This window comes from Phenylobacterium sp., from assembly GCF_030697925.1.
Classification (GTDB): Bacteria; Pseudomonadota; Alphaproteobacteria; order Caulobacterales; family Caulobacteraceae; genus Phenylobacterium.
In genome coordinates, this window is sequence record NZ_JAUYOJ010000006.1 from 38,633 (window position 1) to 53,357 (window position 14,725).

At 70.2% G+C, this 14,725-nt stretch carries 13 protein-coding genes; 5 read left to right on the forward strand and 8 right to left on the reverse strand.

The genetic code is table 11. The annotated features are described in order from the left end of the window. The first annotated feature begins 26 nt into the window (after positions 1–26). A complete protein-coding gene (locus Q8Q88_RS00860; protein WP_305673308.1) occupies positions 27–1,313 on the forward strand; it encodes a PepSY domain-containing protein in 1,287 nt (428 codons plus the stop codon). Between the two features lie 28 nt (positions 1,314–1,341). Here the strand turns inward: Q8Q88_RS00860 and Q8Q88_RS00865 are convergent, their stop codons facing one another. Then, complete coding sequence (locus Q8Q88_RS00865; RefSeq protein WP_305673309.1) at positions 1,342–2,940, reverse strand: pectate lyase; 1,599 nt, start codon at positions 2,938–2,940, stop codon at positions 1,342–1,344. Between the two features lie 126 nt (positions 2,941–3,066). Here Q8Q88_RS00865 and Q8Q88_RS00870 point away from each other — a divergent pair, with 126 nt between their 5' ends. Continuing rightward, the gene (locus Q8Q88_RS00870; protein WP_305673310.1) at positions 3,067–4,023 is read left to right on the forward strand and encodes a Coq4 family protein; all 957 of its coding nucleotides are present in this window, start codon (positions 3,067–3,069) and stop codon (positions 4,021–4,023) included. Positions 4,024–4,095: 72 nt separating this feature from the next. Here the strand turns inward: Q8Q88_RS00870 and Q8Q88_RS00875 are convergent, their stop codons facing one another. The 4 genes from Q8Q88_RS00875 to Q8Q88_RS00890 form a co-directional block, all read right to left on the reverse strand. Next, complete coding sequence (locus Q8Q88_RS00875) at positions 4,096–6,804, reverse strand: ATP-dependent DNA helicase (protein WP_371129793.1); 2,709 nt, start codon at positions 6,802–6,804, stop codon at positions 4,096–4,098. Between the two features lie 102 nt (positions 6,805–6,906). Further along, positions 6,907–7,980 (reverse strand): Cj0069 family protein, encoded by a 1,074-nt coding sequence (locus Q8Q88_RS00880; protein ID WP_305673312.1) that lies wholly within the window; start codon positions 7,978–7,980, stop codon positions 6,907–6,909. A 120-nt stretch (positions 7,981–8,100) separates the two neighbouring features. Beyond that, the gene (locus tag Q8Q88_RS00885) at positions 8,101–8,844 is read right to left on the reverse strand and encodes a DoxX family membrane protein (protein WP_305673313.1); all 744 of its coding nucleotides are present in this window, start codon (positions 8,842–8,844) and stop codon (positions 8,101–8,103) included. 93 nt (positions 8,845–8,937) lie between these two features. Further along, positions 8,938–9,366 carry a CBS domain-containing protein gene (locus Q8Q88_RS00890; RefSeq protein WP_305673314.1) on the reverse strand — a complete coding sequence of 143 codons (429 nt, stop codon included), beginning with the start codon at positions 9,364–9,366 and terminating at the stop codon, positions 8,938–8,940. 258 nt (positions 9,367–9,624) lie between these two features. On the opposite strand from Q8Q88_RS00890, the gene Q8Q88_RS00895 reads away from it, so the two are divergent. After that, entirely contained in the window at positions 9,625–9,927 is a 303-nt protein-coding gene (locus Q8Q88_RS00895; protein WP_305673315.1) for a DUF1971 domain-containing protein, read from the forward strand. On the opposite strand, the gene Q8Q88_RS00900 is transcribed toward Q8Q88_RS00895, so the two are convergent. Next, the gene (locus Q8Q88_RS00900) at positions 9,924–10,367 is read right to left on the reverse strand and encodes a hypothetical protein (RefSeq protein WP_305673316.1); all 444 of its coding nucleotides are present in this window, start codon (positions 10,365–10,367) and stop codon (positions 9,924–9,926) included. The genes Q8Q88_RS00895 and Q8Q88_RS00900 overlap by 4 nt on opposite strands. A gap of 28 nt (positions 10,368–10,395) precedes the next feature. Next, positions 10,396–10,818 (reverse strand): GFA family protein, encoded by a 423-nt coding sequence (locus tag Q8Q88_RS00905; protein ID WP_305673317.1) that lies wholly within the window; start codon positions 10,816–10,818, stop codon positions 10,396–10,398. A 103-nt stretch (positions 10,819–10,921) separates the two neighbouring features. Between Q8Q88_RS00905 and Q8Q88_RS00910 the strand changes: the two genes are divergently transcribed. Together Q8Q88_RS00910 and pdeM are read left to right on the forward strand one after the other, a co-directional pair. After that, positions 10,922–13,528 carry a ligase-associated DNA damage response DEXH box helicase gene (locus tag Q8Q88_RS00910; protein WP_305673318.1) on the forward strand — a complete coding sequence of 869 codons (2,607 nt, stop codon included), beginning with the start codon at positions 10,922–10,924 and terminating at the stop codon, positions 13,526–13,528. Further along, on the forward strand, positions 13,525–14,256 hold the full coding sequence (pdeM, locus tag Q8Q88_RS00915; protein ID WP_305673319.1) for a ligase-associated DNA damage response endonuclease PdeM: 732 nt from the start codon (positions 13,525–13,527) through the stop codon (positions 14,254–14,256). Before Q8Q88_RS00910 ends, pdeM begins: the two co-directional genes overlap by 4 nt. Here pdeM and Q8Q88_RS00920 read toward each other — a convergent pair. Next, positions 14,253–14,723, reverse strand: coding sequence for a DUF3429 domain-containing protein (locus tag Q8Q88_RS00920; RefSeq protein WP_305673320.1), 471 nt, complete (start codon positions 14,721–14,723; stop codon positions 14,253–14,255). The genes pdeM and Q8Q88_RS00920 overlap by 4 nt on opposite strands. Positions 14,724–14,725: the final 2 nt, after the last annotated feature.

Here is a 14,725-nt window from a genome sequence, read left to right on the forward strand (position 1 = left end):
GTCTTGCAAACCTGAGGCCCCGACGCATGAGCCTGCGCCCCTTCTTCGGCTTTCTTCACCGTTGGGTCGGCCTAACCATTGCGGGTTTCATCGTCATGTCGGGCCTGACCGGGGCGGTGATCTCCTGGGACCACGAGCTCGACGACCTGCTCAATCCGCACCTGATGCAAGCGCAGTCGCAGCGGCCCGCCCTGCCGCCTTTGGAGCTGGCGCAGAAGGTGGAGGCGCGGGATCCCAGGGTGCTGGTCACCTTCGTCCCGCTTGTGACGGAGCCCGGCGGATCCGCCGCCCTCGGCGTCACGGGGCGAGTGGATCCGAAGACCGCGCGGCAGATCGAACCGGGCTACAATCAGGTCTTCCTCGATCCCGCGACCGGCGAGGAGCTTGGCCGGCGCGACTGGGGCGCGGTCTGGCCGATCACCACCGAAAACTTCGTCTCATTCCTCTATGTGCTGCACTACAGCCTGCACATCCCGGAGATGTGGGGAATTGACCGGTGGGGGGTCTGGCTGATGGGCGTCATCGCCCTGGCCTGGACCATCGACTGCTTCGTCGGCTTCTACCTCACCCTACCGTCGCGCGGCGCCGACGGCGCCAAGGGCAAGGGACTCGGCGGCTTCTGGAACCGCTGGAAGCCGGCCTGGAAGATCAAGACCAAGGGCAGCCCTTACCGGATCAACCTCGACATCCACCGCGCCTTCAGCCTGTGGCTCTGGGGCGTGCTGTTCACCGTGGCCTTCACGGCCTTCTCGCTGAACCTCTACAGCGAGGTCTTCTTCCCGGCGATGTCGAAGGTCAGCCAGGTCACGCCCACACCCTTCGACCAGCGAACGCCGCGGAGCGACGACGAGCCGGTGATCGCCAAGGTCGGCTACGCCCAGGTCATAGAGACAGCCACGGCAGAGGCGCGGCGGCGCGGCTGGACGGATCCTGCCGGCGGAGTCTTCTACTCCCCCACATTCGGCATCTACGGCGTGGCCTTTCATCAGCCGGGCGGCGACCACGGCGCAGGCGGCGTGGGTGTTCCCGAGCTTTACTATGATGGCCTGGACGGCCGGCTGCTCGGGGATCGTCAGCCCTGGAAGGGCACGGCGGCCGACATCTTCGTCCAGGCCCAGTTCCCGCTGCACTCCGGTCGCATCCTCGGCATTCCAGGGCGCATCCTGATGTCGGTCACGGGCCTGGTGGTCGCGACGCTCAGCGTCACCGGCGTCGTCATCTGGCTGAAGAAGCGCAAGGCGCGGGTTCACCGCCGGCGTCGCGCCGTCGGCTCGCCTGCTCCCGGCTCCCGAGCGCCCCTGCCCGCCGAATAGCCTTCACGCGCAGTCTCTAACGCCGGCCTCAGCCGCCCGCGTCCAGCTGGCCGATCAGCAGGCCCATGTTCTTGATGAAGGCCGAGGTCGAGATGCCCATGACCGGCGCAGCGGTGGGATAGGGCGAGGTGTCGTAGGCGTCGCCCACATGGGTGGTCGCATAGTCGCCCGGCGTCGGGCTGGCGGGTCCCGGGCCCTTGTAGGGATGGCTGGTGGCTGTCAGCGGCGTTGGCCACCAGCCCTCGGGGTTGAGTTCGGCCACCAGCCGCGCGGCCTGCTCCGGCGAGGCCTTCAGCGGGGCCAGGGACTGGCCGCCGTTAAGGTCGGAGGTCGCCAGGTCCCGGTTGGCGAAATAGCGCGGCAGGGGGCCCTTGTGGACCAGAGGCGAGTTCGCCGCGACCTTGTCCGGCGGCGTGGCCTTGAGCGTCTCGTAGCGCTTGCGCAGGGCCTCGACCTTCACTGCCCGGAAGGCGCCGTAGTGGCCCAGCGTCTTCTCGGGACTGCCGTCCACATAGTAGGCGCCGTTGACGACGTTGGCGCCGCGGCGGTGGACATAGAGCGGCCGGTCGGTCCCGATCTCGATGAAGGTCGGATGGGTGCGGCCGTTCCTCGGCTCCGGCAAGGCGACCCTGGCCAGCCAGTCCAGGGCCTCGGGCACGCGGGCCAGGTATTTCGGATCGCCAGTCAGCTCATAGAAGTTCATCAGCTGCTCGACATTGGTCGCCGTGGTGTGGGTGGCGAGCGCCCTGGGCTCGTAGCTGCGCGCCGCGACAGGCTTGAGGTCGGCCAGGCTGTGCTGCAGGCCCCATCCGGCCTGGGGGGCGGGCTGCTGGGTGATCAGGAAGACATCCATGGCCCGGCGGATGGCGTCGGCCGCCCGCGGATCGCCCAGGGTCTGGTTCAGCATGACCAGGAACTTGATGTTCTCCCCGGCCACGTCGTCATTGAAGGTGATGTGCCCCGTATAGTCCGCGCTATGGGCGGTGAACGGCCGCCCGGCCGGCCAGCGCTGGGGCCAACCGCCGTTGGGATACTGGCTGTTGAGGACGAAGCCGGCGGCCCGGTCCAGGGCCGGCTTGAAGCGGGGGTCGCGCTTCTCGAGATAGAGCCGCAGCAGGAACTGCATGGCCTCCGAGGTCCCGGCGTCGTCGAATGTGGCGTTGCCCCAGTCGTGCTGGAATTCCTCCATCCGCCAGGCGTTGGCGCCGACGGTGGCGTACCAGTCGGCCTTGGACGCCTCGCCGCCGAAATCGATCAGGTAGTTCCAGCCGCCGGAGGGAAGCTGGCCGTCCATCAGGGCCTGGGCCGCCTGGGTCGCGGCGGCGTAGTAAAGCTCGTCGCCGGTGGCGTGGTAGGCGTCGAGGAACAGGTGTCCCATGGTCCCGGTGCCCGGCGGCTGGACCCAGACCATGGTCGGCTTGGCCTCCAGCTCCCCCCAGCGGCGCGAGAAGTCCGGCAGGTAGGACCACACATAGCCGCCATGGACGGCGGCCTTCTCAGTCATGAATGCGGTCGCCCGCCTCATGGTCGCCACCACCTGCGCGCGGGAGGGGCCGTCGGCGGCTCGCGCCGGAACCGCCAGGCTGGCGGCCATGGACGCGAGGATGAGCCGTCTGGTCGCGAGCATGGAGCCTCCCTGGCCTCTTGATTGACCACATAATGACACCGGTGTCAGGTCTGGCAAGCGCGGCAACTTGATTTACCCCTGGGAATTATAGGCTCTTCCTCGAGAGAGTTCGTCAGGGAGGCGGCCATGATCGACCCGCAGGCGCGAGAGCGCTTCGAGGACCAGGCCGTCCGGGGCGGCGACGCCGCCGAGGCCCAACGCCTGGCGGCCTGCCTGAAGGGCGGCGAGGGCCCGGCCGGCCTGCAGCTCGCCGCCCTGTTCGTGCATGTCGCCGCCGTGGCGCCGGAGCACCTGGCCGCGGTCTATGACGGGGCGGCCGAGGGCTGGCTGGGCTGGCAGCCCCGCGGCCTGATCGTCGAGGGGGCGACCGGGACCGAGGCGCCGCCTGCTGGGTTCTGGACCGAGTTCTGGGCCCTGGCGCTCGAGCCCGTTTCCGGCCAGAGCGCGCTCGAGGTCACCGCCCGCACCGCCGCCCTGGCGGGCCAGCTGGCGCCGGAATTCAAGCTGCGCGTCGCCGCCATGGCCGGCGCCTATCCGGGCGTCGCCCAGGCCGCGGCGGCGGGCTATCCCAGCAAGTTCAGCCTGGAGCGCCTGGCGCTCTGTCCGCCCGAGTCGCTCGGCGGCGCGTTCCATGCGCTGATCGTCGACAACGGCTTCGACCTGGAGGTGTTGGACCGCGACGCCCTGGGCCTGGCCGACCTGCCCGCCCCGCTCGACTATCTCAACGCCCGCATCCTGCAGTGCCACGACCTCTGGCACCTGCTGGCCGGCTACCGCACCACCGCCCTGCACGAGGTGGCGATCTCCGCATTCCAGATGGCCCAGTTCGGGCACCATTATTCCTCGATGTTCCTGGGCATGGTCCTGACCAAGACCGCCGTGACCCAGGCTGAGGCCCTGCCCCTGTTCCTCGACACCATCCTCACCGCCTGGACCCACGGCCGCGAGACCCCGCCGCTGATCGGCCTGGACTGGGAAGCCATCTGGGACCGGCCGTTGGAGGTGCTGCGCGCGGAGTTGGGCGTCACGGCCTATAGCTCGCCCTACCCCGCCGACCTGTTCGAGCAACTGCGGGCGGCTTGAGCGCGGACATAGGTTGTGCGCAGCCCGATCAAGCCGCTCCTTCTCCCGCGAGGGGAGAAGGAACAGGAGTCCTCAGCTTTCGGGCGTCCCCAGGAACTCGGTGATCGCCTCGATTGTCTCGACCAGGCCCAGCCGGTCCACCCGAACGCCATCCGGCAGGCCGGTGAACAGCCGGCTGGGCGAGGAGGCGTCCAGCATCACGAAGACGCCCTTGTCGTCGGCGCGGCGGATCAGGCGGCCGAAGGCCTGGCTGATGCGGTTGCGGGCGACGCTGTCATCATAGGTCTTGCCGCCGAACCGCACGCGGCGGGCCTTGTGCAGGATGTCGGGCCGGGGCCATGGCACGCGGTCGAAGACCAGCAGGCGCAGGGAGCGGCCGGGCACATCGACGCCGTCGCGCACCGCATCGGTGCCCAGCAGGCAGGAGTCCTGCTCGGCCCGGAAGATGTCGACCAGGGCGCCGACCTCCAGCGGGTCCACATGCTGGGCGTAGAGGGCCAGGCCCTTGTCGGCGAGGGGCGCTGCGATCCGTTCATGCACCGCGCGCAGCCGGCGGATGGCGGTGAACAGGCCCACGCCCCCGCCGCCTGCCGCCAGGAACAGCTCGCGCATGGCCGCGGCCACCTGGCGCGGGTCGTCGCGGCCGACGTCGGTGACCACATAGGCCCGGCTGTTGGCGGCATAGTCGAAGGGCGAGGCGAGCTTCAGGGTCTTGGGCCGGTCGGGAAGCCGCGCGGCGCCGGTGCGCATCTCCGCCAGCGCGAAGGGGTCGTCCAGGGCCGAGTCCGACAGGGTGGCGCTGGTCACCAGCACCCCGTGGGCCGGGGCGATGACGGCGTTGGTCAGGGGCTCGGTGGGGTCGACCCAGTGGCGGCGGCAAGCGGCGTCCACCACCCGGCCATAGAGGAAGGTGGCGTCGAACCAGTCGACGAAATCGGGATCGTCGTCGCTGTTCTCGTCGATGGCCTGCAGCATGGAACGCCAGGCCGGCAGGGTCATGCGACAGCGGCGGTCCAGGCCCCGCAGGGCGCCTTCGATCCGGCCGCGGTCGCTGGTGACGATCTGGGCGGCCTCCTCGTCCAGCAGGTCCTCCAGGTGACGGGCGAGCGCCAGCAGGGGCGCCTCGAGCTTGGCCAGAGCCACGGCGGCGTCGCGGGCGGTGACCCGCACCAGGTCCAGGGCCGGGCGCGCGGCGCACTCCATGCCGATCTCCGAGGCCGCCGAACGCGCGCGCAGCTGCTCGATCATCGCCACCAGGAAAGACTCGATCGGCCCGATGGGATTGACCTCGCCATTCGGCGGGGCGATGCGGCCCGACCAGCCCTCGCCCGGCAGGGCGGCGGCGGCGTTCAAGGCGTCGGTCAGGGCCCGGCGGGCGTCCTCGCGATCGCCCAGCATGTCCATCAGCCGCGCCTCCAGCCCCCGGCCGCGGCGGCCGCGCCCCTCCGGCCCGCGGATCCAGCGGCGCATCTCGGCCGACTCCGCGCCGGAGAGCGCGGCGGAGAAGGCCGCGTCGGCGGCGTCGAACAGGTGGTGGCCCTCGTCGAAGACGATACGCTTGAGCTGGGTGGTCTCGCCGTCGGCCTTGGAGCCACGCGCCGCGCGGGCGCCGTCGAAGGCGGCCTGGGTCAGGACCAAGGCGTGGTTGGCGATCACCAGGTCGGCCTTGCGCGAGCCGCGGATCGCCTTTTCCACGAAGCAGGTGCGGTAGTGCGAGCAGCCGGCATGGATGCACTCGCCGCGCCGGTCCACGAGGTTGGCGGCGCTGGCCTGGGCGGCGGGCGGCACGGCGAACAGGGTCGGCAGCCAGGCCGGGAAGTCGCCGCCGGTCATATCGCCGTCGCGGGTGGCGCGCGCCCAGCGGGCGGCCAGGCCCATGCCGATCAGGTCGGCCCCGCCCATCTGGGCGGTGTTGGCCACGTCCTGGAAGTTCAGCAGGCAGAGATAGTTCTCCCGCCCCTTGCGGACCACCGCCTTCTTGGCGCGGATCTTGGGGTCCGGATAGATGGCGTGGCTCTCGCGCTCGATCTGCCGCTGCAGGGCGCGGGTATAGGTCGAGACCCAGACCGCCGGCCCGTTGGCCTCGGCCCAGAGCGAGGCCGGCGCCAGGTAGCCCAGGGTCTTGCCGATGCCGGTGCCGGCCTCGGCCAGCATCATCCGCGGCTCCCCCTCCCGCTCGCGGGGCTGGAAGGCGAAGGCGGCCTCGGCGGCGAATTCGGACTGGGCGGGTCGGGCCTCGTCCAGGCCCGCGCGCTGCAGCAGCTCGGCCAGGCGGGCGGAGGACTGCTCAGGCGTGAAGGGTTTGGAGGTCGCCTCGCCGGGCGGGGCGGAGTCCTCCCACTCGGCGATCCGGCTCCAGACGTCGAGGCCGGAGGTGCGGAACTGGTTGCCCACCGGCGCCGAGCGCAGCGCCGCGACCACCGCCGGGCCCCAGGCCCAGCCGGCGCGCGCCAGGGTCTCGGCCACGGCCAGGGCCTCCTCGCGGCTGGGCTCGGGCGAAACGGCAAGCTCGGCCAGCAACAGGCGGCAGGTCTCCAGCAACGCCCCGGCTTGGGCCGCCGCGCCCTTGGGTTCGGGCAAGCCCAGCGCCAGGGCCAGCCCGGCCGCCGAGGGCGCGCAGAACCTGGCCGGCCGGGTGAAGGCGAACAGCTCCAGGGCGTCGAACAGGCCGGGCGATCGTCCCGGCGCATGCAGCCCCAGCCGCTTGGCGGTCATCGAGGCGTGGGCCACCAGCACCGGCCCGTGCTCGAACAGGTCGCGGGCCTCCGGCGCCCGGATCATCTCCGCCCGCGTGGCGTCGGCCGCCGCGGCGCGGGGGCCGGGCAGGACCACGAGAGCGGGGGCCAGGTCGAGACTCGGGGAGAGAGCGTTCACCCGGCAGGATTAGCCGGTTTGGACGGGGGAGTCAGCGGCCCGTTCTGGTTTTGATCCCACATGTCGCGCCAGCCGCCGCGCCATGGTCCTGGCCAGTTCCTCAGGCGCCTCGTCAGGGATGGGGAACACCGAGCTGACATTGATCTCGCACAGCACATAGGTGTCCTCACCGTTCGGGTCCTTCGGCCCATAAAGGAAATCCGCGTCCCAGATCACCGGCAGGGCGTCGATCTCCAGCAGCCGGGCCATGGCAGGGGTCCAGTCGCCCTCCATCTTGGCGCGCAGGGCCTGGAACGGCGGATGGTCGGGGCCCGACATGATGCGCGGTCCGGGAGGGCCGGCCTCGGCGGGCATCAGGCCGCGAATGATCTGGCGTCCGAAGCCGACCACGCGCCCTTCGGACATGTAGCAGCGGATCATCCCCTCCGGCAGGCGGGGCTGGAAGGCCTGGTCGATCAGCTTCCCGCCGCCGTCGAAATAGGCCCGGCATTCGTAGAGGAAGGCTCGGAGCGGCAGGACGCGAGGCTCGGCCTCGCCCCTAGCCTCCCGCACGCGGACCATCCCGGCGTCGAGGGCTTCGACCTTCCACACCCCGATACCGCCATTGCCTCGGTTCTGCTTCAGCACCCGCGGGCCGCAGGCCTCCAATCGCCCAGCGAACTTGGCCTCGAAGGCGGCACGGGTCGCGTAGAGGTGGGTGTCGGCGCCCCAGCCCAGGTCGCGGGTCGCGTAGAGCACCTCCTTGACCCCCATCTTGAGGATGACATCGGGATGGGTGCTGACCACAACGCCGGCCGCCGCGACGGCGCGAAGGATCTCGTCCAGCGTATCGCGCCGCTGGCCGGCCGAAATCGGATCGACCCAGACCAGGACTCCGTCCACCAGTAGCAGTTGTTCGCGAACCTCCTTGGCTAGGTCCTCGGAAAAGACGCAGGGTTCTGCGGCCACGCCTTGGCGGGCCAGGGCCTCGAACACCGCCTTCTGGCGACTGGCCTCGGCCGTGGCGTCGCGCCGGGCCTGGGCGTCGCCGCGCCAGACGATCGCCACCTTGGGGGCCATCTTGGGGGATCTGGCATTCGCCATCTCACGCGCTCCCGCCCGGCGCGGAGCCGGGCCTTCAGGAGCGGGTCTTGGACGGCGAGCCGTCTGCCCGGGCGCCCGCGTCGGCCCGGAGCCCCCAGGATAGTCCCTCGGCCGCCCGGTTCAAGCCTTGCGACGATTGGCGAGGGAGTCCGCCACGGTCCAGGCCGCTCCAGTCAGGCTAAGGGCGATGGCGAGCATGGTCCATTCCAGCCGGCTGTCGGGATCGGCGAAGACCCGGGGCGCGTGCAGCAGGATCACGAAGCCGGCGAACATCACGCTGAGCAGCCGCGCGGCGAGCCTGGCCTGGACGCCGGAGAGGATGCCGAGCCCCGCCGCCACATGGCAGGCGCCGGTGGCGTAGGCCCAGAACAGCTGGTTCGGCGGGATCCAGGCGGGCGCCATCGAAGCCGTGAAGTCGGCATAGGTGAAGTGGGCCAGGCCGAACACCAGCGGGCAGAGGCCGAAGATCAGCTGTCCGGCGCGGGAAAGCCCGGCTGCGCGCGAGTGGCTCGAGAGCGAGGCGAAGCCGACCAGTCCCGCCGCGGCGAGCGCAGAGATCTCGGCCACCCCGTTCCAGGCGCCGATATTGGTGGGATGGCCCGCCACGCGCGGGGCATGCAGCAGGACCACCCAGGTGAGGTACATGATCGTCAGGGCCGCGGCGCCGAACACCGCCGAGCGGCGCGCCTGGACCGCCGCCCCTGCCACGAGCAGGGCGGCGGCGCTGAGATGGGCCAGCGGCAGTCGCAGGGGGATGTCCTTGGGGACCGGCTGCCATTGCATGAGGAAGTCGGCCCAGACGAGTCCGACCACCCCCAGGAGAATGGCTCCCAGACCGTAGATGCGAACGCCGAACTTTCCCATGGCCTGCCCCCCAGACGCCGCGCACGACGCGCCGGAGCAAGCTTCAGGACGATTGCGGTGCGATCGTGGCCGTTACTCAATCATTACTTGGGCTTAGTGGGTGGCTTCCGAGGTCGGCTCGCTGATCTCCTCGAGGGTCTTGCCGACCTGCTTGGCGCCGTAGTCCAGGGCGATGTCGCCCAGGGACAGGATGCCGACCAGCTTGCCCTTGTCGCCGGTGACCACCAGGCGGCGGATCTGATGGCTGGCCATCTGGGCCGCGGCGTCGGCGACATTGTCCTCTTCGCTGCACGACTGGACGTCCGGGGTCATCACCTCGGATATCGGAGTGTCGAGGTCGCCCCCGGCGGCGATCACCCGCAGCACGATGTCTCGGTCGGTGACCAGGCCGATCACCCGGTCTTCCTCGACCACCGGCACGGCGCCGGAATCGACATTGGCCATCACGCCGGCGACCTTGCGCACCGTGTCGGTGGGGTGGGCGGTTGCGACCTGAGCAGTCATGACATCGGCGACTTTCATGGGGCGTCCTCACGGTTGGAGAGCCCCTTTAACCCCCCGCCGCAGGTCTCGTTCCGGCCATCGCCCCCGGCGCAACCCGATGTCGCTGGGAACAGGCGCATTCGCCGCGAATTGCTCTATGAGTCGCTATCCGCCGATGCCGCCGTCCGGAGACAGCCCGCATCGCCGAGACCTTCAAGCTCGATTGGCATCTCCACCGTGCGGCGGCCTACGGGGTTCCCCGGACCGACGGACGGCGTCCTGAAAGGACTGAACAAGATGAAACCCAGCGCCGCCCCCGAGCCCTATCGCTCCACCCCGGTCTTCGATGAGGCCACCCTACCGGCCGCCCTGCGCCGCGCCCATCGCACCAAGGCCGGCGTCTGGGGGGTCATCCGCGTATTGCAGGGTGAGTTGAAGCTCTGCTTCACCGAACCGCCGGAGACCAAGCTGCTATCACCGGGCGCGGACGGCGTGCTGGAGCCGGACCAGTCCCACTTCGTGGAGACCGAAGGACCGATGCGGATGCAGATCGACTTCTACACCCAGGCCCCGCAGCTGGCCGCGTCGGAAGAGGCCTAGTACCGCGGGATCGGCTTGCAGATGGTGACGTCGCGGTCGTCGACGCAGGCCATGCCACGGTCCCGGCGGCCGCGGCCGTCGCGGAACAGCAGCACCCGCGGCGGACTGGCCTTGGCCACAGGAACCGCCGGACGCTCCGGCGCCGCATAGGGCGCCCTGGGCGCGGCGGCGAGGACGGCAGCCTCTGAGCGGCAGCGCGCGCCATCGTACAACTTGCCCGCCGGGCACTCGCCGGCCGGTGTCGGTCGCGAGCTCTGCTGCAGGGTGCGGCCGGTGGCCCGCGCCCGGCCGTCGTCGCCCCGGCACCAGAGCTCCAGGGTCGCCGGCGCCTCGGGCATGGCGACCCAGTGGCAGTTGGGCGGGGTCTCGACCTGCGCCATCGCGCCGCCTCCGCCGCAGACCGCCAAGGTCAGGACCGCCAATCCCAGGGCATGTCGCATCGCCGCCTCCATCGATCAGACTGAGTTCCTACTCCGGAATCGCCTCGCCGGAACCTCCGAACTCCGCGGGGAAGTCCTTCAGCTTGGGTAGGCCGTCCTTCATCGGCAGGACGGTCTCGGCATAGTTCACGTGCACGCCCGGCTTGAAGTCCAGGCCCGGCAGGGTGGCGACGAACACGTCGATCAGGCTGAGCGGCGGATGGTTGGTCATCAGGTGCCCGCCGCACTTGGAACAGTACTGCCGCTGGCTAAGGTCGGTCTTCGAATAGGTCGCCACATATTCCGCGCCTGAGGTCACCTTGACCGCCTCGGGCTTCCACAGGCTGAAGGCGTTGACCGGTCCGCCGGACCAGGAACGGCACGATCGGCAATGGCAGTAGCCCATGGCTTCGGGCTCCCCCGTCGCCTCGATCTTCACCGCGCCGCAAAAGCACTCGCCCATCTGGGTCATGGCCAGCCTCCCTATGTGTCTCCGCACTCTACCCCTGGGCGGGCTGGTGGCCATTAGGTAGTGTTCGAGTGAAACGTAACGGGAACATGTTATAGGCGACGGGATGGCTGACGCAGCGGCGACCGCGCCGGATCTCCTGCCCGAACGTTTCGCCGGCTGGTTCGAGGACCGGGGCTGGAGCCCGCGCGCCCATCAGCTCGACATGGTGGCCAAGGCTCGCGAGGGCCGCGACGCCCTGCTGATCGCCCCCACCGGCGGCGGCAAGACCCTGGCCGGCTTTCTGCCAAGCCTGATCGAGCTGTCCGAGCGGCCGCCGCCCAACACGCCCCAGGGCATCCACACCCTCTACATCTCGCCGCTGAAGGCGCTGGCCGTCGATGTCGAGCGCAACCTCATGGCGCCGATCCTCCAGATGGGCCTGCCCATCGTCGCCGAGAGCCGCACCGGCGACACCGGCCAGGCGCGCAAGCAGCGCCAGCGGGTCAAGCCCCCCGACATCCTGCTGACCACCCCCGAACAGCTCGCCCTGTTCTGCGCCTGGGAGGGGGCCCGGCTCTATTTCGAGAACCTGAAGTGCGTGATCGTCGACGAGATCCACGCCATCCACGCTTCCAAGCGCGGCGACCTGCTAGCGCTGGACCTGGCGCGCCTGCAGCGCTTCGCGCCCGGCCTGCGCCGGGTGGGGCTGTCGGCCACGGTGGACGATCCCGACGTGATCCGCCGCTGGCTGGCCTGCGCGTCGCCCGCCGGACAGCAAGATCCTCCCCCTCCGGGGGAGGGGGACCGCGAAGCGGTGGAGGGGGTTGAAGCGCGCAAGAAGACGTCAAAGTCCCCCTCGGTCGGCTTCGCCCACAGCTCCCCCAGAGGGGGAGCATCTGGGCGTCCCGAAGACACCATCGACCTGGTTCGCGGTCCGCCCGGGGCCGCGCCCATCGTCGACATGCTGCTGTCGGAGGGCCGGGTGCCCTGGGCGGGCCACACCGCCCAGCACGCCATGGAAGAAGTCTATGAGACCATCAAGACGGCCAAGACCGCCCTGGTCTTCGTCAACACCCGCTTCCAGGCCGAGTTCGCGTTCCAAGAGCTCTGGGGGCTCAACGACGACAATTTGCCCATCGCCCTCCACCACGGCTCGCTCGCCGCCGAGCAACGCCGCAAGGTCGAGGCGGCCATGGCGCGCGGCGAGCTGAAGGCGGTGGTCTGCACCTCCACCCTCGACCTGGGCATCGACTGGGGCGACGTGGACCTGGTGATCCAACTCGCCTCGCCCAAGGGCGCCAGCCGCATGGTCCAGCGGATCGGCCGGGCCAACCACCGGCTGGACGAGCCCTCACGGGCTCTCTTCGTGCCAGCCAACCGCTTCGAGATGCTGGAATGCCAAGCCGCCCGGGAGGCCATCGCCGAGAACCGCTTCGACGGCGACCCTGCCCGGGTCGGCGCCCTGGACGTCCTGGCCCAGCACGTCATGGGCTGCGCCTGCTCCGAGCCCTTCGACCTGCTCGCCCTCTATGACGAGGTCCGCCGCTCCGGGCCCTATCGCGACCTGCCTTGGGAGGATTTCGAGCAGGTCGTCGATTTCGTCTCCACCGGCGGCTATGCGCTGAAGACCTACGACCGGTTCCGGCGGATCGTGAAGGGGTTGGACGGCCTGTGGCGGGTGCGCAATCCCCAGACCGCCCAGCGCCATCGACTGAACGTCGGCGCCATCCTCTCGCCCGCCATGCTCACGGTGAGGATCGCCATGGGTAAGTCCCTGCGCGGCGGACGCAAGGTCGGCGAAGTCGAGGAGGGCATGCTGGAGATGCTGGATCCCGGCGACACCTTCGTCTTCGCCGGCCAGGTCTGGTCGCTGGTGGCTGTGACCGGCATGGAGGTCCTGGTCCGGCCGGCCACGCACAAGGATCCCAAGATGCCTTCCTGGGGCGGCTCGAAGTTCGCCCTCTCCACCTTCCTGGCCAAGCGGGTGCGCGAGTTGATGTTCGACCAGGAGCACTGGAAGGTCCTGCCCGCCGACGTGCGCGAATGGCTGGAGATCCAGCGCGACCGCTCCCTGATCCCAAAGGACGAGGAGATGCTGCTGGAGACCTTCCCGCGCGGAAAGCGTCACTTCCTGGTGGTCTATCCGTTCGAGGGGCGTCTGGCGCACACCACCCTGGCCATGCTGCTGACCCGGCGGCTGGAGCGGCTGGGCGCCGAGCCGCTGGGCTTCGTCTGCAACGACTATGCGATGGCGGTCTGGGCGCAGCAGCCGCTGGACGGACTCGATTTCGACGAACTCTTCGACCAGGACATGCTGGGCGACGATCTGGAATCCTGGCTCGCCGAGAGCTTCATGATGAAGCGCGCCTTCAAGGGCTGTGCGATCATCTCCGGGCTTATCGAGCGGCGATTCCCGGGCGAGGAGAAAACCGGGCGCCAGATAACCTTCTCAACGGACCTGATCTACGACGTGCTCCGCCGCCACCAGCCCGACCACCTGCTGCTCCGCTGCGCGCGGGATGACGCCGCCACCGGCCTGATCGACGTGGCGCGCCTGGGCCTGATGCTGGCGCGGATCAAGGGCCGCATCCGTCACGCCGCCCTCGACCACCTGTCCCCCTTCTCGGTGCCGATCCTGCTGGAGATCGGCAAGGAGCGCTCTCCCGGCCAGACCGGCGAGCGGATCCTGGCCGAGGCCGAGGGCGACCTGATCGCCGAGGCCCTGGCATGAGCGCGCTCGCCCAGCCCCGTCAGCCTTACGCCTTCGGGGCCAGCCCCTGCGGCGGCCTGCGCACCACCCTGCTCGGCGCCGATGTGATCCTGCGCACCAGCGGGGCCCTATGGATCGAGCAGGCCCGCATGCTGGTGGTGGCCGACCTGCACCTGGAAAAGGGTTCGTCCTTCGCCATGCGCGGCCAGATGCTGCCGCCCTACGACACCCGCGACACCCTCGCGCGCCTGGCCGCCGAGGTCGCCGCGGCCGCGCCTCAGGCCGTGGTCCTGCTTGGCGACACCTTCCATGACCGCACCTCCGAGGCGCGGCTGGCGGAGGACGACGCCCAGCGCCTGCGCGACCTGGCGGGGCTGACCCGGCTGATCTGGGTGATCGGCAATCATGACGCCGACGGTCCCCAGACCCTGCCCGGCGAGGTGGCCGACGAACTCACGGTCGCCGGGCTGACCTTGCGCCACGAACCACAGGCCGGCCTGCAGCCCGGCGAGGTCGCAGGTCACCTCCACCCCTGCGCCCGGGTGACAGCCTCCCGCGGCAGCGTGCGGCGGCGGTGCTTCGTCACGGATGGCGAGCGGATGGTGGTCCCGGCCTTCGGCGCCTATGCCGGCGGTCTCAGCGTCCGCGACCAGGCCTTCGCGGGCTTCTTCTCGCGCGACCCGCTCTGCGGCGCGCTCGGCGCTGACCGGGTCCACGCGGTCGGCTGGCGATCAGTCGCCGGCGACTAGAGCGTCAGGGCCTTTTCCAGGGCCACGGCCAGGGAGAGGCCCGCCCCCAGGGTCAGGACCGTCATGAGCTTCGGATAGCGGGCCGGCACGTCGGGGGCGGTGTGGTCGAACAGCCATTGCAGAATGAAGGCGACCAGGAAGCCGCACAGCAGCCAGGGCGTGTCGATGGTCCCGCGGGTGAACAGCAACGCCCAACCGGCTATGGGCGAGATCAGCGAATGGACCAGCCGCGTCCAGCGCGGCTCAGTCCGCGCACTCTCCAGGCCCCAGCGGATGCCGCCCAGGAACCCCATCACCACCGCCGACCAGGTCAGGATCACCGTCAGGGCCGGCCCCGCGACGTCCGCCGGCCCATAGGCGTAGGCCAGGGCAGAGGCCGGAAACGGGACCATGCAGAGCAGGGCGATGATCCAGAGCGGAAGCGGCGCGGCGGCCGCTTCGAGCTCGACTTCGGCGCGAATGTCCAAGC

Coding starts and splice junctions, on each gene's coding strand:
- Q8Q88_RS00910 (WP_305673318.1), top strand. CDS start 10,922: ATGGCTGACGCAGCGGCGACCGCGCCGGATCTCCTGCCCGAACGTTTC.
- Q8Q88_RS00895 (WP_305673315.1), top strand. CDS start 9,625: ATGAAACCCAGCGCCGCCCCCGAGCCCTATCGCTCCACCCCGGTCTTC.
- Q8Q88_RS00900 (WP_305673316.1), bottom strand. CDS start 10,367: ATGCGACATGCCCTGGGATTGGCGGTCCTGACCTTGGCGGTCTGCGGC.
- Q8Q88_RS00875 (WP_371129793.1), bottom strand. CDS start 6,804: ATGATCCGGGCGCCGGAGGCCCGCGACCTGTTCGAGCACGGGCCGGTG.
- Q8Q88_RS00905 (WP_305673317.1), bottom strand. CDS start 10,818: ATGACCCAGATGGGCGAGTGCTTTTGCGGCGCGGTGAAGATCGAGGCG.
- Q8Q88_RS00860 (WP_305673308.1), top strand. CDS start 27: ATGAGCCTGCGCCCCTTCTTCGGCTTTCTTCACCGTTGGGTCGGCCTA.
- Q8Q88_RS00870 (WP_305673310.1), top strand. CDS start 3,067: ATGATCGACCCGCAGGCGCGAGAGCGCTTCGAGGACCAGGCCGTCCGG.
- pdeM (WP_305673319.1), top strand. CDS start 13,525: ATGAGCGCGCTCGCCCAGCCCCGTCAGCCTTACGCCTTCGGGGCCAGC.
- Q8Q88_RS00865 (WP_305673309.1), bottom strand. CDS start 2,940: ATGCTCGCGACCAGACGGCTCATCCTCGCGTCCATGGCCGCCAGCCTG.
- Q8Q88_RS00890 (WP_305673314.1), bottom strand. CDS start 9,366: ATGAAAGTCGCCGATGTCATGACTGCTCAGGTCGCAACCGCCCACCCC.
- Q8Q88_RS00885 (WP_305673313.1), bottom strand. CDS start 8,844: ATGGGAAAGTTCGGCGTTCGCATCTACGGTCTGGGAGCCATTCTCCTG.
- Q8Q88_RS00880 (WP_305673312.1), bottom strand. CDS start 7,980: ATGGCGAATGCCAGATCCCCCAAGATGGCCCCCAAGGTGGCGATCGTC.